Source organism: Arenimonas sp. (assembly GCF_035721105.1).
Lineage (GTDB): Bacteria > Pseudomonadota > Gammaproteobacteria > Xanthomonadales > Xanthomonadaceae > Arenimonas.
In genome coordinates, this window is sequence record NZ_DASTNG010000018.1 from 25,654 (window position 1) to 47,191 (window position 21,538).

At 70.8% G+C, this 21,538-nt stretch carries 22 protein-coding genes; 3 read left to right on the forward strand and 19 right to left on the reverse strand.

Annotated elements, in window-relative coordinates; all coding sequences use genetic code 11:
- Positions 1-7: 7 nt before the first annotated feature.
- The 9 genes from VFQ84_RS02205 to VFQ84_RS02245 all read right to left on the reverse strand — a co-directional run bounded on the left by VFQ84_RS02205 (position 8) and on the right by VFQ84_RS02245 (position 6,771).
- On the reverse strand, positions 8-439 hold the full coding sequence (locus VFQ84_RS02205; protein ID WP_325128770.1) for a hypothetical protein: 432 nt from the start codon (positions 437-439) through the stop codon (positions 8-10).
- A 160-nt stretch (positions 440-599) separates the two neighbouring features.
- Positions 600-2,996 carry a penicillin acylase family protein gene (locus VFQ84_RS02210; RefSeq protein ID WP_325128772.1) on the reverse strand — a complete coding sequence of 799 codons (2,397 nt, stop codon included), beginning with the start codon at positions 2,994-2,996 and terminating at the stop codon, positions 600-602.
- Between the two features lie 78 nt (positions 2,997-3,074).
- Entirely contained in the window at positions 3,075-3,614 is a 540-nt protein-coding gene (locus tag VFQ84_RS02215; RefSeq protein WP_325128775.1) for a DUF924 family protein, read from the reverse strand.
- 4 nt (positions 3,615-3,618) lie between these two features.
- A complete protein-coding gene (locus VFQ84_RS02220) occupies positions 3,619-3,804 on the reverse strand; it encodes a hypothetical protein (RefSeq protein ID WP_325128777.1) in 186 nt (61 codons plus the stop codon).
- Positions 3,805-3,904: 100 nt separating this feature from the next.
- Positions 3,905-4,375 carry a DUF1456 family protein gene (locus VFQ84_RS02225; protein ID WP_325128779.1) on the reverse strand — a complete coding sequence of 157 codons (471 nt, stop codon included), beginning with the start codon at positions 4,373-4,375 and terminating at the stop codon, positions 3,905-3,907.
- Between the two features lie 63 nt (positions 4,376-4,438).
- Positions 4,439-4,849 carry an MAPEG family protein gene (locus tag VFQ84_RS02230; protein WP_325128781.1) on the reverse strand — a complete coding sequence of 137 codons (411 nt, stop codon included), beginning with the start codon at positions 4,847-4,849 and terminating at the stop codon, positions 4,439-4,441.
- A gap of 33 nt (positions 4,850-4,882) precedes the next feature.
- Positions 4,883-5,293, reverse strand: a complete 411-nt coding sequence (locus VFQ84_RS02235) for a hypothetical protein (RefSeq protein ID WP_325128783.1) — start codon at positions 5,291-5,293, stop codon at positions 4,883-4,885.
- Positions 5,293-6,378, reverse strand: coding sequence for a c-type cytochrome (locus tag VFQ84_RS02240; protein ID WP_325128785.1), 1,086 nt, complete (start codon positions 6,376-6,378; stop codon positions 5,293-5,295). Before VFQ84_RS02240 ends, VFQ84_RS02235 begins: the two co-directional genes overlap by 1 nt.
- Before the next feature lie 186 nt (positions 6,379-6,564).
- Positions 6,565-6,771 (reverse strand): hypothetical protein, encoded by a 207-nt coding sequence (locus VFQ84_RS02245; protein WP_325128787.1) that lies wholly within the window; start codon positions 6,769-6,771, stop codon positions 6,565-6,567.
- A gap of 279 nt (positions 6,772-7,050) precedes the next feature.
- On the opposite strand from VFQ84_RS02245, the gene VFQ84_RS02250 reads away from it, so the two are divergent.
- On the forward strand, positions 7,051-7,596 hold the full coding sequence (locus tag VFQ84_RS02250; RefSeq protein WP_325128790.1) for a hypothetical protein: 546 nt from the start codon (positions 7,051-7,053) through the stop codon (positions 7,594-7,596).
- A gap of 12 nt (positions 7,597-7,608) precedes the next feature.
- Here VFQ84_RS02250 and VFQ84_RS02255 read toward each other — a convergent pair whose 3' ends face one another.
- Both VFQ84_RS02255 and parC read right to left on the reverse strand, forming a co-directional pair.
- A complete protein-coding gene (locus tag VFQ84_RS02255) occupies positions 7,609-7,950 on the reverse strand; it encodes a zinc ribbon domain-containing protein YjdM (protein ID WP_325128791.1) in 342 nt (113 codons plus the stop codon).
- Positions 7,947-10,196 carry a DNA topoisomerase IV subunit A gene (parC, locus tag VFQ84_RS02260; RefSeq protein ID WP_325128793.1) on the reverse strand — a complete coding sequence of 750 codons (2,250 nt, stop codon included), beginning with the start codon at positions 10,194-10,196 and terminating at the stop codon, positions 7,947-7,949. Before parC ends, VFQ84_RS02255 begins: the two co-directional genes overlap by 4 nt.
- 89 nt (positions 10,197-10,285) lie before the next feature.
- On the opposite strand from parC, the gene VFQ84_RS02265 reads away from it, so the two are divergent.
- Positions 10,286-10,429: a hypothetical protein gene (locus VFQ84_RS02265; RefSeq protein ID WP_325128795.1), complete on the forward strand. Its 144-nt coding sequence runs from the start codon at positions 10,286-10,288 to the stop codon at positions 10,427-10,429.
- A 5-nt stretch (positions 10,430-10,434) separates the two neighbouring features.
- Here VFQ84_RS02265 and VFQ84_RS02270 read toward each other — a convergent pair whose 3' ends face one another.
- Positions 10,435-12,549, reverse strand: a complete 2,115-nt coding sequence (locus VFQ84_RS02270) for a tetratricopeptide repeat-containing diguanylate cyclase (RefSeq protein WP_325128797.1) — start codon at positions 12,547-12,549, stop codon at positions 10,435-10,437.
- A gap of 49 nt (positions 12,550-12,598) precedes the next feature.
- Complete coding sequence (locus VFQ84_RS02275; protein WP_325128800.1) at positions 12,599-14,398, reverse strand: ABC transporter ATP-binding protein/permease; 1,800 nt, start codon at positions 14,396-14,398, stop codon at positions 12,599-12,601.
- 89 nt (positions 14,399-14,487) lie between these two features.
- Here VFQ84_RS02275 and VFQ84_RS02280 point away from each other — a divergent pair, with 89 nt between their 5' ends.
- Entirely contained in the window at positions 14,488-15,702 is a 1,215-nt protein-coding gene (locus VFQ84_RS02280) for a multidrug effflux MFS transporter (RefSeq protein ID WP_325128803.1), read from the forward strand.
- Between the two features lie 198 nt (positions 15,703-15,900).
- Here VFQ84_RS02280 and VFQ84_RS02285 read toward each other — a convergent pair whose 3' ends face one another.
- From VFQ84_RS02285 to minC, 6 genes are all read right to left on the reverse strand, one after another.
- On the reverse strand, positions 15,901-16,965 hold the full coding sequence (locus tag VFQ84_RS02285; RefSeq protein ID WP_325128805.1) for an aromatic ring-hydroxylating dioxygenase subunit alpha: 1,065 nt from the start codon (positions 16,963-16,965) through the stop codon (positions 15,901-15,903).
- A 129-nt stretch (positions 16,966-17,094) separates the two neighbouring features.
- Positions 17,095-19,053, reverse strand: a complete 1,959-nt coding sequence (locus VFQ84_RS02290; RefSeq protein ID WP_325128807.1) for a M2 family metallopeptidase — start codon at positions 19,051-19,053, stop codon at positions 17,095-17,097.
- Between the two features lie 200 nt (positions 19,054-19,253).
- Positions 19,254-19,832: a hypothetical protein gene (locus VFQ84_RS02295; protein WP_325128815.1), complete on the reverse strand. Its 579-nt coding sequence runs from the start codon at positions 19,830-19,832 to the stop codon at positions 19,254-19,256.
- A 20-nt stretch (positions 19,833-19,852) separates the two neighbouring features.
- Positions 19,853-20,125 carry a cell division topological specificity factor MinE gene (gene minE / locus VFQ84_RS02300; RefSeq protein ID WP_325128809.1) on the reverse strand — a complete coding sequence of 91 codons (273 nt, stop codon included), beginning with the start codon at positions 20,123-20,125 and terminating at the stop codon, positions 19,853-19,855.
- 3 nt (positions 20,126-20,128) lie between these two features.
- Positions 20,129-20,938, reverse strand: coding sequence for a septum site-determining protein MinD (gene minD, locus VFQ84_RS02305; protein ID WP_325128811.1), 810 nt, complete (start codon positions 20,936-20,938; stop codon positions 20,129-20,131).
- A gap of 47 nt (positions 20,939-20,985) precedes the next feature.
- Positions 20,986-21,538, reverse strand: a 553-nt coding sequence (gene minC, locus VFQ84_RS02310) for a septum site-determining protein MinC (protein ID WP_325128813.1), incomplete at its 5' end; no start/stop codon positions are given.

A 21,538-nucleotide genomic window follows, 5' to 3' on the forward strand; every position in this document is an offset into this window, starting at 1 on the left:
CCCATGCTCAGGCGGCCTGGTTGAACCAGGCTTGTTCGGTGGCCGTGGCCGGCTTGTGGTCCTTGAGCTCGCGCAGGATGCCCAGCACCTCGCGGTGCACGGCCAGCAGGCCTTCGTGCCGGCTGCCGCGGGTCTCGTGGTAAACCACCGCCAGCCACAGCGCGATGCTGCGCTGGCGCAGCTGGATCGAGCGGTCCTTGGCGCGCGCGGCGGCGACGGCCGCCACCGGCGTCCACGGACGGTAGGGCGTGGCCTCGTTGTCGCCGTGCAGGTGCGGCGCCGGCAGGCGCGCCGCGGCCTGGATCTCGGCCAGGGTCAGGTCGGTGGTTTGCTTGCGCTGTTCGGCGTTCATGGCGAGCACCGCCTGGCGGACGGTGGCGGCCTGGCGGGCCAGCATGGTGCGACGCCAGTGCGTCAGCAGGACAATCAGGAACTGCATTTGAATCCACCTCACCGGGTATTGGAATCGGTAAGGCGAATCGCTCCCCCTGACGGCGATCCACCCGTCGCTGCACCCGCGGAGCAGGGCGGGGCAGTGGGCCGTTTATGGCCCAAATCGTGACGCCTGTCAGCTTTTATTCACCAAAACGTGAACTTGTTCACATTTCCGGGGCCGCGGCGGGTCGCAGGTCCAGGCGATGGACCGTTTCGCCGGGCAGGAACGGGGTCGGCTCGCCCCGGACCCAGGCTTCGTGGCCGGCCCCCCAGAACGGCGACAGCGGGTGGCCGCTCTGGCCGCCGGGCATGTGCCCGAAGGCGTCGGCCTCGTGACCCGGCGACACCACCATGCGCTGGCTGGCGCCGAAGCTTGGCGACTGCACCAGCGGCATGTGGCCGTCGCCGCGAAGCGGTTCGGCCGGCATGCACAGCGGGCCGCGCAGCAGGGCCGGCAGCGCCCCCGCCAGCGGATGGCAAATGCGCGCGGTATTGCGCTCGCCCCAGCGACGCTGGTCGAGCGGGCCGGCGGCTTCGAGCTGGATGCGCAGCTCGCGGGCGGCATCGGCCAGCAGCCCGTCCCAGCTGTCGAAGCGGCGCGGCAGCAGGTGCGCCGGGCGAGACTGCAGCAGGGGCCAGGCCACCGATTCGATCTGCGGCAGGTCGGGCATCACGAAGTCCTCGCCCAGCGCGGCCTGGGCCGGGGCGGTGAGGCCGTTCTGGATGCGCTCCACCACCGCCAGGCGCCAGCCGCGCACCAGCCGGTAGCCGACGCTGTCGACGCCGGCGCGACCGCTCCAGTCGGCGGACGCGGCGGCCAGGGCCTGCAGGTCGGGCTGGCCGCTGCGCGCGGCTTCGTCGACCAGCAGCTGGTGCCAGCGGTCCAGGAACAGCGCGCGATCATCGAGCTGCACCTCCAGCAGGTCGCGCTCGGCCAGCACGGGCCTAGCCTGCAGCACGTCGCGGATCTGCTTCGCGCGGGCGCCATTGGCGTAGCCACCGTCGCCGACCAGGGCCAGCGCGTCGCCGTCCACCACGCGGGCATTGGCCGTCCACAGCACGCCGTCGGCCGGGTCGACCACGCTGGGGTTCTCGGTGGGCGGCAGCCAGCCGGCCCAGCGGCAGCCCTGCTCGACCCGCAGCGGCGCCTTCGGCGTGCAGTCGCCGGCGCGCTCGGGCATCTGCGCGGTCAGGCGCCAGGCGATGCGGCCGCTGCGGTCGGCCATCATCAGGTTCTGGGCGGGGATGCCGGCGGTGTCGGCGACGGCCAGGCCTTCATCGAGGCCGCCGACATGGGCCAGGTCGGCCAGGCCGAAGTTCAGCGAGCCGGGCAGCTGCGCGGTCCAGCGCAGCGCCAGCGCGGTGCCGTCGGGCAGCTCGCGGGTGATCGGGCCCCAGCGCGTCTCCCGCACCACCAGTTCGACCGGCTCGCCGCCCTTGACCTCGATCCACTCGCTGTCCACCCGCAGCGCGGCGACGCCGTCGGGCACGCGGTACTTGCGCTTTTCCTTGTCGGTGAACTCGACGCGGTAGAAGTCGAGCCAGTCGCCGTAGCTGTTGGTGAAGCCCCAGGCCACGTAGGTGTTGCTGCCGACGATGACGGCGGGGATGCCGGGCAGGGTGAAGCCGCTGACGTCGACCCGGCCGTCCGGCGCGCGCGCGTCGGGGTAGCGCAGCCGCGCGCGGAACCAGAGGTTGGGCGCGCCCAGGCCCAGGTGCATGTCGTTGGCGACGATGGCGCGGCCGTCGGCCGTGCGCGAGCCGGCCACCGCGAAGTTGTTGCTGCCCGGCGCCGCCGGCTCCGAGACCGCGATGTCGCCGGCTTCGCCGGGCACGGGCAGGGTGCGCAGGTCGAGCACGTCCGGTCCCGGCAGCACCGCATTGCCGCGCGCGTCGCCCAGCAGCGGCGCGTCCCACTCGCTGCCGTCGGTGGCGATCAGGTCGTACAGCGGCGCCGGCACCGCCTCGCGGATGCGCCACAGCGCAAGCTCGCGCGAGTTGGTCTCGTCCTGCAGGTCGAAGAACATCGCGTAGCCGGCGAGCGCGGTGTCGGGCACGGTCCAAGGCGCCGGCTCGGCCTGCAGCAGCAGGTAGGGCCAGGGCTTGCGGTCGAGCGCCAGCAGGCCGGCGTTGACGCCATCGCGGTAGGCTTCGAGCACCGGCAGGCGGTCGCCGGCGATGCTGCGCAGCGATTCATCGACGCGGGCGCGCAGGCGGTGCACGCGGACCTGCTTGTCGCGCTCGAGCGCCAGCGGCCCGAACAGTGCCGACAGTTCACCCGCGGCCGAGCGCCGCAGCAGGTCCATTTCGAAGTACCGCTCCTGCGCGTGCAGGAATCCCAGCGCGCGGGCGGCGTCCGCCTCGTTCGCCGCTTCGATGGTGGCGACGCCCAAGGCATCGCGGGTCACCACCACCGGCGCCGACAGGCCCTCGATCGCCAGTTCGCCGTCCAGGGTCGCCAGGCTGCCGCGGGCCAGCCACCAGGCCACGCCGGCGGCCAGCAGGGCCAGGAGCAGCAGGACGATCAGCAGGCGGGACAGCAGTCGTAGGGCTTTGCGCATGGCGGGTCGGGGTCGCTTCGGGAATCGTCGCCTAGGATGGCCGATGTCCCCCGCGGTTGCCATGGCGGCCCGGCGGGGTCAGAAGCTCGAGCCGGGCTGGGCCAGGAAGGCGGTTTCCTCGGGCGTGGAGGCCCGGCCCAGGATCGCGTTGCGGTGCGGGTAGCGCCCGAAGCGGTCGATGATGGCCTTGTGCCGCAGCTCGAAGTCCAGGTTGTCGGGCGGCGCGTGCTCGCGGTAGAGCGCCTCGGCCCAGGCGTGCACCCGGCGCGATTCGCTGTGCATGTAGGGCATCAGCAGGAAGTTGCGCTCGATGGCCGACAGCTCCGCCAGCGCGCCGGCGGCGACCGCCTCCTGCGCCAGGGCGAGCGCCATCGGGTCCTGGGCGAAGGCCGCGGGCGTGCCGCGGTGGATGTTGCGCGAGAACTGGTCGAGCACGATCACTTCGGCCAGCCGGCCGGGCGCTTCGGTGCGCCAGGGCTGGCATTCACCGGCCGCCGCCTGCGCCAGCAGCTCGCCGAAGCGGTCGCGCAGGCTGGCGTCGAAGGCCGGATCGACCGACCACCAGCGCGCCGGCGCGATCTCCTCGAACCAGAAGGACAGGACGGCCCGTGGCGTCATCGGATCAGCAGCGGCCGTAGCGGTCGCCGTGGTTGATGTGCGCTTCGGCAGCATTGGTCGGCAGCTCCAGCGTCTTCTTGCCCTTGTGGCAGACCAGGACGGTGTCGCCGCCCTTGTAGGCCTGGCCGGCCGGCAAGCTGCCGCAGGCGGAAAGCACGAGGATGAACAGGACGATGGCGGTGGTTTTCATGGGGATGCTCTCGAGGCGCCGGGGGGTGGCGAGGCCACGCTAGGGCCTGCGGCGACGCGATGCAAGCCGGTGCCGGACGGTGGCGACGAAGGCGCGCGGATCAGACCCCGCGGCTGCGCATGGTCAGCCCCTTCAGGAAGTTGCGCAGCAGCTGGTCGCCGCAGGCGCGGTAGTTCTTGTGGCCCGGCTGGCGGAAGAAGGCCGACAGCTCGGGCTTGGACACCGGGTGGCCGGCGTCCTCGAAGGCCTGGTGCATGTCCACGTCCTTGAGCTCGAAGGCGACGCGCAGCTTCTTGAGCACCAGGTTGTTGGTGAGGCGCTTGTCCACGGGGCGCGCCGGCAGGTCCGGGTTCACGCCGCGGTAGTGGATCACCAGCCCGTCGAGCACGTGCGCCAGCACCGCGTCGGGGCATTCCTGGAAGCCGTCCTCGCCCTCGCGCTTGAGGTAGGCCGCGAGGTCCTCGCGCGCCAGCTCGAAGCCGGGGTCGGGCAGGCGGGCGATCCCGATGAGCGTGGCATCGGCCAGGTCGAGCATGAAGCGGAGGCTGCGCAGGACATCGTTGTTGATCATCGCGGGGTGGGCCGGAATAAGCGCCGCTGCCGGCGAGGTCGGCAGGATACCAGCCCGCCGGGATCAGGCCGCGGCCAACAGGCCCCAGGCCCAGGCCAGCCCGATCGCCATCTGCACCGCGAACGCCGTGAAGCGCAGCGTGACCGCCGCGGCGGAGACGGAGGCCAGGTGGATCAGCGACTGCAGCCCCCGGGCCGCCAGGAAGGCGTAGGCCAGCGGGTCGGTGACGGCGGTGCGCCCGGCGACCAGCGCCACCAGCATCAGGCCGCCGAAGATCGGCAGGCCCTCGAGGCAGTTGGCGTGCGCGCGCGCCAGCCGCTGCATGAAGGGCGACAGCCGCGCGTTGTCGGGCGTGAAGCCATTGGCCGCGACTTCGCGGGTGAGCACCAGCTTGCAGCGGATGGCTTCCATCAGCACCAGCAGCAACAGCGACCAGGCGATGAAGCCGGTAAGGGCGAACAGGGTGGGGCTCATGGCGGGCTCCGGGGCGGGATGGCGGGGTGGGCGTCAGCGCGTGGCTTTCCAGGCGCGGTTTTCTTCCCGGCCGTCGTCTAGCCGAATCGCAAGCACGAAGGCCAGCCAGATCAGCAGGGTGGGCAGCAGCACGACCAGTCCCAGGCCCCAGGGCGGGGGCAGTGCGTTGGCGAAGGGCGCCTCGACCAGCCAGGTGGTCGCGAACGCCGAGACCGACAGGGTGACCAGCGCACCGCCGAAGAAACGCCAGCCCGCACGTGCGCCGCGCTGCCGGCCGCGGCGCAGGGCCATCACCAAACTGGCCACCACGATCAGCGCGCACAGCGCCAGCCACGCGACGGCGACCCACGCGACCTCATCGGTGACGGGCGAGCCGCTGGCCCGGGCGAGCCCCGCCGGGCTGGCCGCCAGCGCGATCACCAGGCCGCGGGCCGCTGTCCGCATCACGGCGACGTGGCCACCGCGGCGCGGCCCTGCACCACCGGGTAGCCCAGGCTCACCCAGCCCTGGATGCCCTCCCAAAGCACCGCGGTGTTCGGCACGCCGGCCTCGCGCAGCCGGCGCACGACCGATTCGGCCGCGGCGCGCGGGCATTCGCAGTAGGCGACGATCCAGGTGCCGTCGGTGGGCAGGTTCGCCATCACTTCCTCGCGGCTCGCGTAGTACGGGCCCGGCACGGCGCCTTCGATGTGGGCGCGTTCCCACATCGAGGTCACGCGGGTGTCGAGCAGCACCATGCGCTTGCGGGCCTTGAGCTCGCGGTCGAGTTCGGCGGCGCTGACGTACAGGCCGTCGGTGAGCGTGAACTCGGGCGCGGCGGCGTCGGGATTGATGACGTAGGCGTCCAGCGCCGGCGGCTGGTGCAGCCTGGGCGCGGGTACGGCCCAGCCGGCGCTGCGGCTGCGCAGGAAGGCGGTGACGCCGTCGATCTGCGCCGGGCCCAGTACGTCCTTGAAGGCCACCATCGGCGTGCCTTCGCGGCCGTTCTCGATCGCGTGCCGCAGGAAGCCGTCGGGCGTCAGCGCGAGCATGGTGGCGTTGCCGAGCGCGGTGCCGGTACCGCCTTCGCCCTCGGCACCGTGGCAGCTGGCGCAGTGCTGGGCATAGACCTCGGCGCCCAGCGCGAGGTCACCCTCGACGCGGTCGGCGACCGGGATCGGGTCGGTCGGCGCCATGTCCATCAGCCAGAACGCCAGTTCGCGGATCTCCTGGCGCGTCAGCGGGCCGCCCATTTCGACGTGGTAGGCGCCCATCGGCGTGCCGGGGCGGCCGTAGGCGATGGCTTCGCCGATCACCACCGGCGTGCCGGTCGCGATCAGGGAAGGGGACTTGAGCGAAGGTGCGTGGTCGTTGGCATGGCCGGCGCGGTCGGGGCCATGGCAGAGCGCGCAGTACTGCTGGTAGCGGGCGGCGGCGGCTTCGGATTGTTCCGGGCTGAGCTGTGCCGACCGGGCTTGGGCCAGGCCGGGCGCCGGCGAGAGCACCACGGCGGCCAGGAGGAGGGCGCGCATCGGGAAAGTCAGGGACATGGGCGGCTCCGGGCAGCGATTGCCCGACTATAACGCCGCGCGGTCCGGCGGGCGGCCGCCGCCAGTGGGCTCGCGGTCGTTCTTCCGCGCTCCCGGGACCGAGTGGCCCGCGAACCCGGCCACCGGCGGCGAGGGGGAACCTCGTCGCCCGGCGGCGAGGCCGCGGGCCGTGCCCGCCGGGTCCGGTTACGGATCGATCGAGTCGTACAGGCCCTGCACGGGCTGGTAGTAGATTTCCTGCATCCACTCGCCGGTGGCCGGGTCGAGGTAGGTCACCGTGCACTCGTTCCAGTACATGTTGAAGGGAACGCAGGTGGTGTTGGCGCCGGCGCTGGCCGCCAGGCCCAGCGAGCTGAGGAGGAGGGCGCCGGCCAGGAGGAGTCGGTTCTTCATTCGCATGGCTTGTTACCTTGTTGAGTGACTATGGGGAGAGTGGCGCGATCTGCGCCGGGGGCGAGATTCGTGGCCGTGCCGTGCACGGTCAATGCATCGAGAAAAATTGACGGGCCAAGAACTGCGTTTTGGTGCAGTGCTGCTAACGCGGTCATGCCCTCGAAGCGGGTCGCCGGCTCATTTCTTGCCCGAAGCTGCCCGGGAAAAGCCAGATATGCTGTGCAGCATCACGCCCAGCCCGCCCGGCCGGGCAGGGAACGAAGCATGGGGAGTCAGGGCATGGCGGGCATCCTGGAACAGGACACACTGCGCGGTCGCGGCGTTCGCCGCCTGGTCTGGGGCGGCGCCGCCGCCCTGCTGCTCCTGCCGTGGGTGGCGATGCAGTTCACGGACGAGGTCGACTGGGACGCCGCGGATTTCATCGCGATGGGCGTCATGCTGTTGGCGGTCGGCATGGCCTACGAAATCGCGGCGCGCATCGCCCGCGGCAATGCCTACGTGCTGGCGGCCGGCATCGCGACGGGTGCGTGCTTCCTGACGGTCTGGGCCAACCTGGCCGTGGGCATCCTCGGCAACGAAGGCAACCCGGCCAACGCGCTGTTCTTCGGCGTGGTCGCCGTGGCCGTGGCGGGTTCGCTGGGCGTTCTCTTCCGCGCAGGCGCCATGGCCTGGGTCATGGTCGCCACCGCCGCCGCCCAGCTGGCCGTCTGCCTGTACGCGTGGCTCGCCGGCCTGGGCCACGTGTTCGTGTTCACCGGCGTGATGTGCGCGGCGTGGCTGGCGGCCGCGTGGTTGTTCCATTACGCCGCCCGGCGCGTGGCGTGACCGGGGGCGCGGTCAGTCCTTCTTGACGAAGGCGGACTTGAGCTTCATCGCACCGATGCCGTCGATCTTGCAGTCGATGTCGTGGTCGCCGTCGACCAGGCGGATGTTGCGGACCTTGGTGCCGATCTTCACCACCGACGACGACCCCTTGATCTTGAGGTCCTTGACGACCGTGACGCTGTCGCCGTCGGCCAGGGCGTTGCCGTTGGCGTCGCGCACGACCTTCGCGGCCTCCGCGGGTTCGGCGGCTTCGCCCGGCGACCATTCATGGCCGCACTCCGGGCAGTTCAGCCGGCCGCCGTCCTCGTAGGCGAAGACCGAGGCGCAGGCGGGGCAGGGCGGCAGCGGCGTCATGCGCTGGCCTCGATCCGGTCGACCTTGGTGAAGCCGCGCGGCAGCAGGTTGCCGCGGCTGGCGCGCGCGCCCTCGTAGGCCTGCAGGTCGCGCCAGGACAGCACCAGCTTCTGGCGGCCCGAATAGATGGTGAGCTCGCCGCCCTGCTTGACGCTGGCGATGGCGATGACCTTCTCCTCGCCCGACTTGAGCTTCGCCGGCGGGATCTGGATCAGCTTGTTGCCCTTGCCCTTGTCCAGCTCGGGCAGCTCGCCCAGCGGGAAGGCCAGCAGATGGCCCGCGCTGGTGACCGACACGACCCAGTCGGTGCCGGCGTCCACCACCGGCACCGGCGGCAGCACGTCGCCGTCGCCGGGGTTGAGCAGGGCCTTGCCGGCCTTGTTGCGGCCGGTGAAGTTCTCGAAGCGGGTGACGAAGCCATAGCCGTGGCTCGAGGCCAGCACGTAGCGCACGTCGTTCTCGGCCGCGGCCAGGCCGACGAAGCTGGCGCCCGCCGGCGGCGCGAAGCGGCCGCTGAGCGGCTCGCCGTTGCCGCGCGCGCTGGGCAGGGTGTGCGCCAGCGTCGAGTAGCTGCGGCCGGTGGAGTCCAGGAACGCCACCTGCTGCGTGCTGCGGCCGCGCACCGCCTGCAGCAGGCCGTCGCCGTCGCGGTAGCTGAGCGCGGCGGCCTCGACGTCGTGGCCCTTGGCGCTGCGGATCCAGCCCTTCTTCGACAGCACCACGGTCACCGGCTCGCTGGGCACCAGGTCGGTCTCGCTGATCGCCTGCGCGGCCTCGCGCTGCACCAGCGGCGAACGGCGGGCGTCGCCGAACTTCTTCGCGTCGGCCAGCAGCTCGTCCTTGACCTGCTTCTTGAGCTTGGCCTTGGACTCGAGGATGCCCTTGATCTTCTCGGCTTCCTTCGCCAGTTCGTCCTGCTCGCCGCGGATCTTCATTTCCTCCAGGCGCGCGAGCTGCTTGAGCTTGGTCTCGAGGATGTACTCGGCCTGGTCGTCGCTGAGGCCGAAGCGCGCCATCAGCACCGGCTTGGGCTCGTCCTCGGTGCGGATGATGCGGATGACTTCGTCGAGGTTGAGGAAGGCGATGAGCAGGCCTTCGAGCAGGTGCAGGCGGCGCTCGACGCGCTCGAGGCGGTGGCGCAGGCGGCGCGCGACCGTGTCGGTGCGGAACAGCAGCCATTCGGACAGGAAGGCCTTGAGGTTCTTGACCTGCGGCCGGCCGTCGAGGCCGATGATGTTGAAGTTGACCCGGAAACTCTTCTCCAGGTCGGTGGTGGCGAACAGGTGGCCCATCAGGGCCTCGAAGTCGACCCGGTTGCTGCGCGGGACCATGACCAGGCGCACCGGGTTCTCGTGGTCGGACTCGTCGCGCAGGTCCTCGAGCCAGGGCAGCTTCTTGGCCCGCATCTGCAGCGCCACCTGCTCCATGATCTTGGACGGCGACACCTGGTAGGGCAGCGCGGTGATGACGATGTTGGCGTTCTCGCGGGTCCAGGTGGCGCGCGCGCGGACGCTGCCGTGGCCGGTCTCGTACATCTGCACCAGGTCGGCGGCCGGGGTGATGATCTCGGCGGTGGTCGGGTAGTCGGGGCCGCGCACGTGCTCGCACAGGTCGCGCACGCTGGCGTCGGGGTCGTCGAGCAGGCGGATCGCCGCGCTGGCGACCTCGTTGAGGTTGTGCGGCGGGATGTCGGTGGCCATGCCGACCGCGATGCCGGTGGTGCCGTTGAGCAGCAGGTGCGGCAGGCGCGCCGGCAGCCAGCTCGGCTCCTGCAGGGTGCCGTCGAAGTTGGGCACCCAGTCGGCGGTGCCCTGGGCCAGTTCGCCCAGCAGCACTTCGGCGATCGGGGTGAGCTTGGACTCGGTGTAGCGCATGGCCGCGAACGACTTCGGGTCGTCGGTGGAGCCGAAGTTGCCCTGGCCTTCGATCAGCGGGTAGCGGTAGGAGAAGGGCTGGGCCATCAGCACCAGCGCTTCGTAGCAGGCGCTGTCGCCGTGCGGGTGGAACTTGCCGATCACGTCGCCGACGGTGCGGGCGGACTTCTTGGGCTTGGCGGCCGCGCCCAGGCCGAGCTCGCTCATGGCGTAGATGATGCGGCGCTGCACCGGCTTGAGGCCGTCGCCCAGGAAGGGCAGCGCGCGGTCGAGCACCACGTACATCGAATAGTCGAGGTAGGCGCGCTCGGCGTACTCGCGCAGCGGGATCTGTTCGAAGCCGTGGAAGGTGGGGCGGGCAGGCTCGGTCATGCGGGGGTCAGGCTCGGCAAGGCAACGATGGCGTCATTCTACCGGCCCCGGGGCCGGAGGATGACCCCGTCGAGACAAGGAACAAGCGTATGAGCTGGTTGGGAATTTTCCTGGTGGTGCTGGGCCTGGTGCTGGCCTGGAAGATCACCGCCTTCGTGCTCCGGCTGGCCTTCGTGGCCATCATCGTGGTCGGCCTGTACCTGGCCGTCGGCCCGCTGCTCGGCGCCGCCTAGCGCAACTACTCGGCCAGGGCGTCGCCCCACTGGCGGGCGCGGCGGCTGTCGGGTTCCGGCGCTTCGCCCGGCAGGTCCACCTGCACCTGGTTCCGGCCGCCGCGCTTGGCGCGGTACAGCGCCGTGTCCGCCCGCTGGAACAGCGACTCCGGATCGTAGCCGCGCGCCGGATCGGCGATCGCCACGCCGATGCTGATCGACAGCCCGGGCATCGGCGGCTGGTGTTCCGGCGCGCGCCAGACCACGTCGAAGCGCATCTGCTCGGCCAGCGCCTCGGCCGAGGCCAGGTCCAGGCCCTCGCAGGCGACCAGGTATTCATCGCCGCCGAAGCGGCCCAGCAGGTCGTCGCTGCGCAGCTTGCCGCGCGCGATGCCGGTGACCAGTCGCAGCGCCTCGTCGCCGGCGAGGTGGCCGTGCTGGTCGTTGATGGCCTTGAAGTTGTCGAGGTCGAAGACCAGCAGGGCGACGGAACGCCCGTGGTTGTCGGCATGCGCCAGCAGCGACGCCAGTTCGCCGGCGAAGGCGGTGCGCGTGAGGCAGCCGGTGAGCGGATCGAGGCTGACGCGCTCGCGCAGCGCACGGTGTTCGCTCTCCAGCGCCTGCTGGCGCGAGCTGATCTGGTGCTTCTCCGCGCGCAGGCGCCGCACGTGGCGCAGCAGGCGCACCAGGCCCCAAAGCAGCAACAGGGTGGGTAGCGCCAGGGCCCAGGCCCAGCGCGGCAGCGGATCGCCTCCGGCGGCGCGGATGGCCGCCGGCGCCGGGGTATCGGCGGCCGGCGCCTCGAGCGCCATGAAGCGATCGCGGGCGGCGTCGGGCCGGCGGGCATTGTCCGAGGCCAGTCGGCCGATGTCCTGCAGGGCGGTCATGCGCTCGCGGGCTTCGTAGGCGCGCTTGCTCGCGGCCAGTGCGTCCGCCGTCAGGCCCAGCGCCGAGTAGGCTTTTTCCTGCTCGATCGACACGTCCTGCAGCAGCCGGTCGAGCTTGAGCTCCTCGCCGATGGCCAGGGCAACGGCCAGCGGCGCCAGCGCCTCGCGGTGCCGGCCCAGGCGGACCAGCACGTAGCCTTCGGCGAAGGAAAGGTCCGACTCCAGCACGCGCTCGCGGATCCCGACTGCGGTCGCGCGCGCCTCGCGCAGCACCGCCAGGCCCTCGTCGCCGCGTCCCACCGCAGCCAGCGCCTGGCCGCGCGCCAGGCCGGCGAGGCCGGCGCCGATCGGGCTGCCGGTGCGCGCGAACGCCGCCGTGGCCGCGTCGGCGTCGGCCAGCGCGGGCTCCAGTTCGCCCTGCAGGCGCAGCACGTTCGACCGCAGCACCAGGTTCAGGCCCAGCGGGAAGTCCGGCGGCGCGTCGCCCATCAGGCGGATCGCTTCGTTGACGCCGCGCAGCGCGGCGTCGTGGTCGCCCAGGTTCATGAACAGACGGGCCAGCGAGTAGTAGCTCTCGGACTGTTCGATCGGCTTGCCTTCCTCGATCAACACTTCCAGCGCCGAGACCTGGAGCTCGACGGTTTCGGCATAGCGGCCGCGGACTTCCAGCACCCGGCTCAGGCCCCGCTCGCCGATGGCGGTGCCGCGCCGGTCGCCGCTGGCGCGCCAGACGGCGATGGCTTCGCGGAAGCGGGTTTCCGCCAGGTCCGGCCGCCCGCTGGCGTTCGCCGCCAGGCCCAGGCCGTAGAGCGAGGCCGCCTCTTCCCGGCGGTCGCCCCAGCCGCGGGCGGTGGCCAGGGCCTCGTTCTCGATCGCTTCCACCGCTTCGATGTCGGCACGGCGGTAGGCCTCGTCGCTGAGCACCGACAGGGCGCCGAAGTGCGGCCGTCGGAAGCCGCCGGCCTTGGCGGCATCGGCCAGGCGTCGCCAGTGCTGCAGATGGGTGGGCGAGCGCGCGGCGCGCGCCAGCCGGGCCTGCCAGGCGATGGCCTCGATGCGTCCGGCGTCACCGGCGCCGGCGCTGGCGAACAGCTCCAGCCAGGGGGCGGCGTCGGCCTGCAGGGCCATCCATGTCCCGGTGGCCGCCGGGTCCGGTGCGCCCGGGTCCTGGGCCTGGGCGGGAAGGCACAGCCCCCACCACGCCAGGAGCACGGCGCAGGCGGGACGGAGGCGGGCGGGCCGGAAAGGGTCCATGGCCCGCACCATAGCCGCTCGGCGACGGGGCCTCCAGCCCCGGGGAACCTCAATCGGCGAGGACCTGTTCCTGCTGCTGCAGGCGCCACATCCGGGCGTAGTGGCCGTTGCCGGCCAGCAGGGCGGCGTGGCTGCCGCGCTCGACCACCCGGCCCTGGTCGAGCACCAGGATCTCGTCGGCGTCCATCACGGTGGACAGGCGGTGGGCGATGACCAGGGTGGTGCGGCCGACCGCGATGCGGTCGAGTTCGTCCTGGATGGCCTGTTCGCTGGCGGAGTCCAGGGCCGAGGTGGCCTCGTCGAAGATCAGCACGGCCGGGTTCTTGAGCAGGGCGCGGGCGATGGCCACGCGCTGCTTCTCGCCGCCGCTGAGCTTGAGGCCGCGTTCGCCGACCTCGCTGTCGTAGCCGTCGGGCAGGGTCAGGATGAAGTCGTGGATGTGCGCCGAGCGCGCCGCGGCCTCGACCTCGGCGTCGCTGGCGCCGGGGCGGCCGTAGCGGATGTTGTAGCGGATGGAGTCGTTGAACAGCACGGTGTCCTGCGGGACGATGCCGATCGCCGCGCGCACGCTTTCCTGCTGCAGGTCGCGCAGGTCCTGGCCGTCGATGCGGATGGCGCCCGACTGGATTTCGTAGAACCGGTACAGCAGGCGCGACAGCGTCGACTTGCCGCTGCCCGAATGCCCCACCACCGCCAGCGTGCCGCCCGGCGGGATGGTGAAGCTGACGCCGTGCAGGATCTCGCGGCGGCCGTCGTAGCCAAAGCGCACGTCCTGGAACGACACCTCGGGCTGGTGCGTGACCAGGGCACGGGCGCCGGGGCGGTCGCGTACTTCCTGGGCCTCGTCCAGCAGCCCGAAAAGGCGCTCGATGTTGGTGATCGCCTGCTTCACCTCGCGGTAGACCATGCCCAGGAAGTTCAGCGGCGCCGACAGCTGCAGCAGGTAGGCGTTCACCAGCACCAGGTCGCCGATGGTCATCGTGCCGGCGGCCACGCCGGCGGCCGCGCGCCACATCAGCGCGGTGATGCCGACCGCGACGATGGCGCTCTGGCCCAGGTTCAGCACCGCCAGCGACTTGAGGCTCTTCACCGAGGCCTCTTCCATCTGCACCAGGTGCTCGTCGTAGCGGCGGGCCTCGTGCTCCTCGTTGTTGAAGTACTTCACCGTCTCGTAGTTGAGCAGCGAGTCGACCGCCCGGGCGCTGGCGCGGGTGTCGGCCTCGACCGCGGCCCGGTAGAAGCGCGTGCGCCATTCGGTGACGCGGAAGGTCCAGGCCACGTAGAGCGCGATCGTGCCCAGGGTGATCGCGGCGAAGCCCCAGTCGTAGGCCCAGACCAGCACGGCCGTGACCAGGGTGATCTCGAGCAGGGTCGGCAGGATCGTGTAGATGGTCCAGTCGAGCAGGTCGGAAATGGCGGTGCCGCCGCGCTCGACGTCGCGGGCCACGCCGCCGGTGCGGCGGTTGAGGTGGAAGCGCAGGCTCAGCGCGTGCAGGTGCCGGAACACCCGCAGCATCACGGTGCGCGAGCTGCGCGCCATGACCCGGGCGAAGATGATGCCGCGCAGCTCGGTGAACAGCGTCACCGACAGCCGCGAGGCGCCGTAGGCCAGCAGCAGGCCGATCGGGAGCATCAGCAGCGATGGCGCTACGTCCAGGCGGTCCACCAGCTGCTTGAGCACCAGCGGTACGCCGAGGTTGGCCAGCTTGGCGGCCACCAGGCAGGCCATCGCCAGCAGGATGCGGCCCAGGTAGGGGCGCAGGAAGGGCCCCAGCTCGCGCAGGATGGCGGCCAGGCTGCGCTCGGCGACCGGCGGGGCTTCGGGGGCGGCGGAAGGGGTGTCGGTCATGGCCGCTCGGATGGGGTTCGGGGCGCCCGGGTTCAAGCGGCGGCGGGGAGGGGACGGTATGCTGGCACGGTTCTCCGTCCCGGCCCCCGATGATCCCCCATCTTTCCATTTCGCGCGCGCGCCTGGCCTTCATCCTGGGCGGCCTGGCGATGTTCGGTCCGTTCTCGATCGACACGGTGTTCCCGGCTTTCCTGGTGATGGCCGACGACCTGGGCGTGGGCAAGCTGGCCATGCAGCAGACGATCAGCGTGTACCTGGTCGGCTATGCGGCGATGTCGCTGTTCCATGGCCCGATCTCGGACGCCATCGGCCGCAAGAAGGTGATGCTGGCGGGCATCGCCGTGTTCACGCTGGCCTCGGTCGGTGCGGCGCTGGCCACCGACATGACCACGATGCTGGTCTACCGCGGGCTGCAGGGCCTGTCGGCCGGCGTCGGCCTGATCGTCGGGCGCGCGGTGGTGCGCGACTGCCTGCAGGGCGACGACGCGCAGCGGATGATGAGCCAGGTCTCGATGATCTTCGGCATCGCCCCGGCGATCGCGCCGGTGATCGGCGGCTGGATCCTGGGCTTCTCGGACTGGCACGGTATCTTCTGGTTCCTGGCCGGCTTCGGGCTGCTGCTGATGGCGCTCACGGCCTGGGGCCTGCCCGAGAGCCATCCGCCGGAGCACCGCGTCCCGCTGCATCCGATGACGCTGGCGCGCGACTACGGGTCGATGCTGTCGAACCGGCGCTTCCGGCTGCTGACGCTGGCGGGCACCGCCAACTTCGGGGCGCTGTTCCTCTACATCGCTTCGGCGCCGGCCTTCGTGATGGACCTGCTGGACCTGGGCGAGCAGGACTTCGTGTGGTTCTTCGCGCCCACCATCGGCGGCATGATGCTGGGCGCCTTCGCCAGCGGACGCGCGGCGGGCCGCATGAGCGGGCGCCGGCTGGTGGAGTGGGGCTTCCTGTGCTGCGGCGTGGCGGCGGCCTACAACATCGGCTACAACGCGCTCACCGAGTCGCCGTCGCTGCCCTGGGCGGTGCTGCCGACGGCGCTGGGCGCGTTCGGCATCGCGCTGGTGTTCCCGATCGTCACGCTGTCGATCCTGGACATGTACCCCCGCCAGCGCGGCAGCGCGTCCTCGATGCAGGCCTTCGTCGGCCTGGTCTCGAACGCCGCCATCGCCGGCCTGCTCTCGCCCCTGGTCAGCCACAGCGGCCTGGCCCTCGCCCTCACCGCCTCCCTCTTCACCGCCGTCGCGTACGGGCTCTGGCGCTGGTACCTCGCCCACGGGGTGCGGGATCCGGGGGCGGAGTGAGTACAAGCTTTTTTAGCCACGGATGAACACGGAAGACGCCACGGATAAAAGCAAATAGCGCAATATCATTGTTGGAGCGATGCAAGATCCCCACCGCCGCCGAGGCCCAGCAAGAATCTCTGGCTCTTTTCCCGCTCGGCCTTTCTTTGCTTTTATCCGTGGCGTCTTCCGTGTTCATCCGTGGCTAAAACGCTTTCCCTACGGAGCGCGATACGCGGCGCGCAGCAGTTCGTGGAAGTGGTGGACGGCGTTTTCGCGGAGGGGGTTGAGGCGGCCGGGGACGTAGGCGCCGGAGGCGAGGCCGCGCTGGACGTGTTCGCAGATCCCGATGTCTTCGTCCTGCACCTGGTGCGCGAAGTCGTGGTCGGCCTGGTGCCGGGCCGCGGCGTCGTCGCCGGGGGCGTAGTAGTAGTCGAACTCGACGATGCAGCGGTCGGCGCCCAGCGGCAGCACGCGGTTGGTCTGCAGGCGGCCGGGCAGCAGGTTGAGCCTGGTGTTGGGGTAGATGAAGTAGTAGACCGCGTCGCCGTCGCCGTAAAGGCCGGCATCGCTGGCCAGCGGGCTGTACTGGTAGGAGAACCAGTCGCCGCACTCGGTGACGTACTGGCGGTAGTCCAGCAGGCTGTTCAGGCCCGGGTGGATGTGCGGGACGTGGTAGCCCTCGAGGTAGTTGTCGCAGTAGACCTTCCAGTTGCAGGCGACTTCGTAGCGGAAACGCTTGTGGAAGACATAGTCCCTGGGCGACAGCGCGCGCAGCGGGCCGTCGAGGCCGCGGCTGAAATCGGCGAAAGGCACCGCGCCGTCGCCGGCCACGAACACCAGGCCCTGCCAGGTATCGACGCGCAGCTCGGGCAGCCGCACCTCGGCCACGTCGAAGTCCTCGGTGGCCTGCATTTCCGGCGCGCTGCGCAGCATGCCGTCGAGCGTGTAGGTCCAGCCGTGGTACTTGCAGCGCAGCACCTTGGCGCCCTTGCCGTCGCAGGTGGCCAGCGGCCCTGCGCGGTGGCGGCAAACGTTGTGGAAGGCGCGCAGGCGGCCCTCGGTGTCGCGGATCACCACCACCGGGATGCCGCCGACGTCGGTGACCAGGTGGTCGCCGGCGTCGGCCAGTGCGGTTTGGTGGCCCACCAGCTGCCAGCTGCGCGCGAACACCGCCTCGCGGTCGCGCGCCACCATGCCGTCGCCGGTGTAGAACGCGGCGTCGAGCGAGCGGGCGTGCGACAGGGGCTGCGGGGCAAGCGGATCGGGCAGGCGAGGGTTCATGGCGGCGGCCGTCGGAGGGACGGACCAGTATCGCGCCCCGTCGCGCCGCTGGGAACCGCCCCGGCCCGGCCATGAAAAACGGCCGGCGAATCGCTTCGCCGGCCGTCGGGTGTCACGTCGTCCGGGGGATCAGGACTTGGCGGCGTCCCAGCCGCAGGTCTTGCCCTGGTTCTGCTCCTGCAGCCAGGTCTGCAGCGGCGCGAAGTACTCCAGCACCGCCGAGGCGTCCATCTGCTCGCCGCCGGTCAGCTCCTTCAGCGTCTGCTGCCACGGCTGGCTGGCGCCGCGCTCCATCATGGCCCAGTAGCGCTTGCCGGCCTCGGGGTTGTTGGCGAAGCTGCAGGTGTACAGCGGGCCGGTGTGGCCCGACGCGTCGCACAGCGCCTTGTAGAACTGGAACTGCAGGATGTGCGACAGGAAGTAGCGCGTGTAGGGCGTGTTGCCCGGCACGTGGTACTTGGCGCCGGCGTCGAAGAACTCCTCGCCGCGCGGGCCGCCGGCCGGGGCCACGCCCTGGTACTTGGCCTTGAGCTCCCACCAGGCCGCGTTGTAGCGGTCCGGCGCGATCGAGCCGTCAAACACGCCCCAGCGCCACTGGTCGATCATCAGGCCGAAGGGCAGGAACGCGACCTTCTGCAGCGCCATGCGCATCTGCGAGTTGATCACGGCCTCGTTGCTGACCGCCGGCTTCTCGACCAGGCCGATCGAGGCCAGGTAGTCCGGCGTCATCGACAGCACGATGGTGTCGCCGATGGCCTCGTGGAAGCCGTCATGGGCGCCGGTCTGGAACATCGGCGGCTGGTCCTTGTAGGCCAGGTAGTAATAGATGTGGCCGAGCTCGTGGTAGATGGTGGTCAGCTCTTCCTCGGTCGGCTTGATGCACATCTTGATGCGCACGTCGGTGGCGTCCGGGTTCATCTGCCAGGCGCTGGCGTGGCAGACCACGTCGCGGTCGCGCGGCTGCACCAGCTGCGAGCGCGTGTAGAAGCCCTCCGGCAGCGCCGGCATGCCCAGGCCGGTGTAGAAGCTTTCGGCCAGCTTGGTCATGCGGGTGGCCATCTCGAGGTCGGCCTTGCGCTCGAGCTCGACCTGCTGCGCGGCCGTCAGCTTGGACAGGCCGCCGGCGTCCGAGACCATCCCGGCCAGGATCGCGTCACGCTGCTTCTGCAGCGCGCTGTTGATGTCCAGGCTGCCGGCGCCCTGGTAGGGCTCGAGCAGCGGCCACAGCGCGCCCCAGTCCTGCTGCCACAGGTTGCCGGTGAGGTGGGCCGGGATCATGCCGTCCACCGAGCCCTTGTCGCCGTACTTGGACACCAGCTTCTCGCGGGTGTAGCACTGCAGCTGCTCGTACAGCGGCTGCACCTGGCCCCAGAGGCGGTCGGCCTCGGCCTTGAAGTCGGCCGCCGGCATGTCATAGCCCGCGCGCCAGACGTCGCCGGTGTTGGCGAAGCCCATTTCGGTGGCGCCCTGGTTGGTCAGTTCGACGAAGCGCTGGTAGTCCTTGCGCATCGGCTGGGCAATGGTGTGCCAGCCTTCCCAGGCCGCCTTCATCTCTTCGTAGCTGCTGCCCTCGGTGTCGGCGAGGATCTCGCTGACCTGGCCGATGTCCTTGCACTCCTCGCCCACGCACCACTTGCCGGCGCCGTAGGTCTGGCCCATGCGGCTGGCGATCTCGGTGAGTTCCTTGAGCTTGGCCGGGTCGCGCGGGGCCGGCATCGACGCGCTGACCTTGAGCAGGTGCAGGGTGCGCGCGGTGGCGGGCGTCAGGCCCGCGGGGTCGTAGGTCTTGGCCTGCTCGACGAATTCGTTGTTCTTGGTCAGCCAGCGCTCGTTGGCAGCGGCTTCGACGCGGGCGGTGTCTTCGTTGATGTAGGTGGCGCCCAGCCACGAGGCCGAGGTCAGTTCCGGCGTCGCGTCCTTGATGGTCTTGTTGACGCGCGCCACGAAGGCGTCGGCGTCCTCGCTGCCGGCGGCGGTGCTGCCGGGCTGGCCCGCGGTGGTCGGGTTGGTGTCGGACGAGCTGCAGCCGGCGGCGAGCAGCAGGCTGGTGGAAATGGCGAGCGCCAGCAGGGCGCGTTGGGTTTTCACGGGTCAAGCTCCGGTTTCGGGTCGGGAGTCGCTGCGCAGGGCAGGGTGCCCGAAGGCTAGACCCCCCGCCCCCCCCTCCGCAAGCCGACACCCCCTGTAGGAGCGCCTTCAGGCGCGAATCTTTTCGCCGAAAGGCCTCCCGCCGACAGACTTCGCACCGACAGGCTTCGCGCCGAAAGGCTTCGCGCCTGAAGGCGCTCCTACAGGGGTGCGTTGGGCAGGAGGGCGTTGGGCAGGAGGGCGTTGGGAAGGAGGGCGTTGGGCAGGGAGGTGTTGGGCAGGAGGGCGCGGGCGGCGAGGAAGGCGCGGGCGTCCTCGGCGTCGTGCTCGAACCAGGCCCGGGCCGAGCCGAGCCGGAAGCTGTAGCCCCAGGCGTCCATGTCGGCCATCAGGCGGTCGCGGCCGACGCCGGGCAGGGCGTCCGCCAGCAGGATCTGAAGGTAGCAGGCCGCGTCCTCCTCGGGCACCGAATCGGTGGCGTCGGTGTGCACGGCGGCGCGCCGCTCGGGCGGCATCACGATCAGGTGGCAGGCTTCGTGCAGCAGCGAATGCACCGGCGTGTCGGGCCGGGCGAAGACGGTGCTGCCGACCAGCCCGGCTTCGCATTCGCCCCAGTAGCTGCCGGGGATCGGCGCGCCGGCGGCGACCGGCGCCAGCACCAGGCCGTGGCGGGCCAGCAGCGCGGCGGGCGCCTCGAAGCCGATGTCGCCCACGGTCAGCACCGTCGCCGCGCCGGCCCCGGATGTGGAAACGGCACCGGCGGGGGCCGGTGCCGTCATGTCGTCGCGGGGCATGGCGTTCAGCCGTTGGCGGCGGGCGCGGCCTTCTCGGGCAGCGCCACGGAGATGTCGAGCAGGTCGTTGTCGCCGTCCTTGTGCAGGCCCACCTTCACCGCGTCGGAGTCGACGTTGATGTACTTGCGGATCACTTCCAGCAGCTCGCGCTGCAGCAGCGGCAGGTAGTCGGGGGCGCCGCGCATCGAACGCTCCTGCTGGATCAGGATCTGCAGGCGGTTCTTGGCGACGTTGGCGGTGTTCTTGTTGCGCTGGGTGAGGAAATCAAGGATGCCCATGGCTCAACCCCCGAACATCTTGGAGAAGAAACCCTTCTTCTCGACGGTGGTGAATCGCATCGGGCGGGCCTCGCCGAGGATGCGCGCGACGGCGTCGGTGTAGGCCTGCCCGGCGGGCGAGGTCTCGTCCAGGATCACCGGCACGCCGGCGTTGGAGCTCTGCAGCACCTCGGGGGATTCCGGGATGACGCCGACCACGTCCAGGCCCAGGATCTCCTGCACGTCGCCGATCGAGAGCATGTCGCCGGCCTCGACGCGCTTGGGGCTGTAGCGGGTGAGCAGCAGGTGTTCCTGCACGCGCTCGCCCTGTTCGGCCTTGCGGGTCTTGGAGGCCAGCAGGCCCAGGATGCGGTCGGAGTCGCGCACCGAGGACACTTCCGGGTTCACCACCACCACGGCGCGGTCGGCGAAATACATCGCCAGGAACGCGCCCTTCTCGATGCCGGCCGGCGAGTCGCAGACGATGAAGTCGAAGCCTTCCTCGCCCAGCGCCTTGAGCACCTTCTCGACGCCTTCCATGGTCAGCGCGTCCTTGTCGCGGGTCTGCGACGCGGCCAGCACGAACAGGTTCTCGAAGCGCTTGTCCTTGATCAGGGCCTGCTTGAGGTTGGCCTCGTCGTTGACGACGTTGACGAAGTCGTAAACCACCCGGCGCTCGCAGCCCATGATCAGGTCGAGGTTGCGCAGGCCGACGTCGAAGTCGATGACGGCGGTCTTCTTGCCGGCCTTGGCCAGGCCGCAGGCGATGCTGGCGCTGGTGGTGGTCTTGCCGACGCCGCCCTTGCCCGAGGTGACCACGATGATTTCAGCCAATGTTCTTCTCCGTAACGATGCGCGTTGGTCGCGCTTTTGATGGGGTTTCAGTCGAGTTGCTCGATGCGCAGCTTGTCATTCTCCAGCCAGATCTGCACGGCCTTGCCGAGCAGCTCCTTCGGGATTTCCTCGAGCACCTTGTAGTGCCCGGCCACGGCCACCAGCTCCGCGTGGAATTCACGGCAGAAGATGCGCGCGGAGGCCAGCCCGCCGGCGCCGGCGAGGGCGCGGCCGCGCAGGGCGCCGTAGACGTGGATGGAGCCGTCGGCGATCACCTCGGCGCCGGCGCCGACGGTCCCCAGCACGCTGAGATCGCGGTTCTCGGCATACAACTGCTGGCCCGAGCGCACCGGCGTGAGCTGCACGAGGCCGGGCTCGCCGCCCGGATGCTGGGCCCGGCCCGCCGCGTTGGCGGTGGTCGCGCCCTTGGCCGGGGCGGCTTCCGCCGTGATCTCCCTGGCCGCGGGCCTGGCCGCGGGCGGCGGTGTGCTGGGCGTTCCAGCCGCCGGTTCGTATTGGGCGCGGAACTTGGCCAGCAGTGGCAGGCCGAGTTGCTGGGCGAGGGCGTCGTTCTCGCTGGTGCCGTAGGCCAGCGCCACG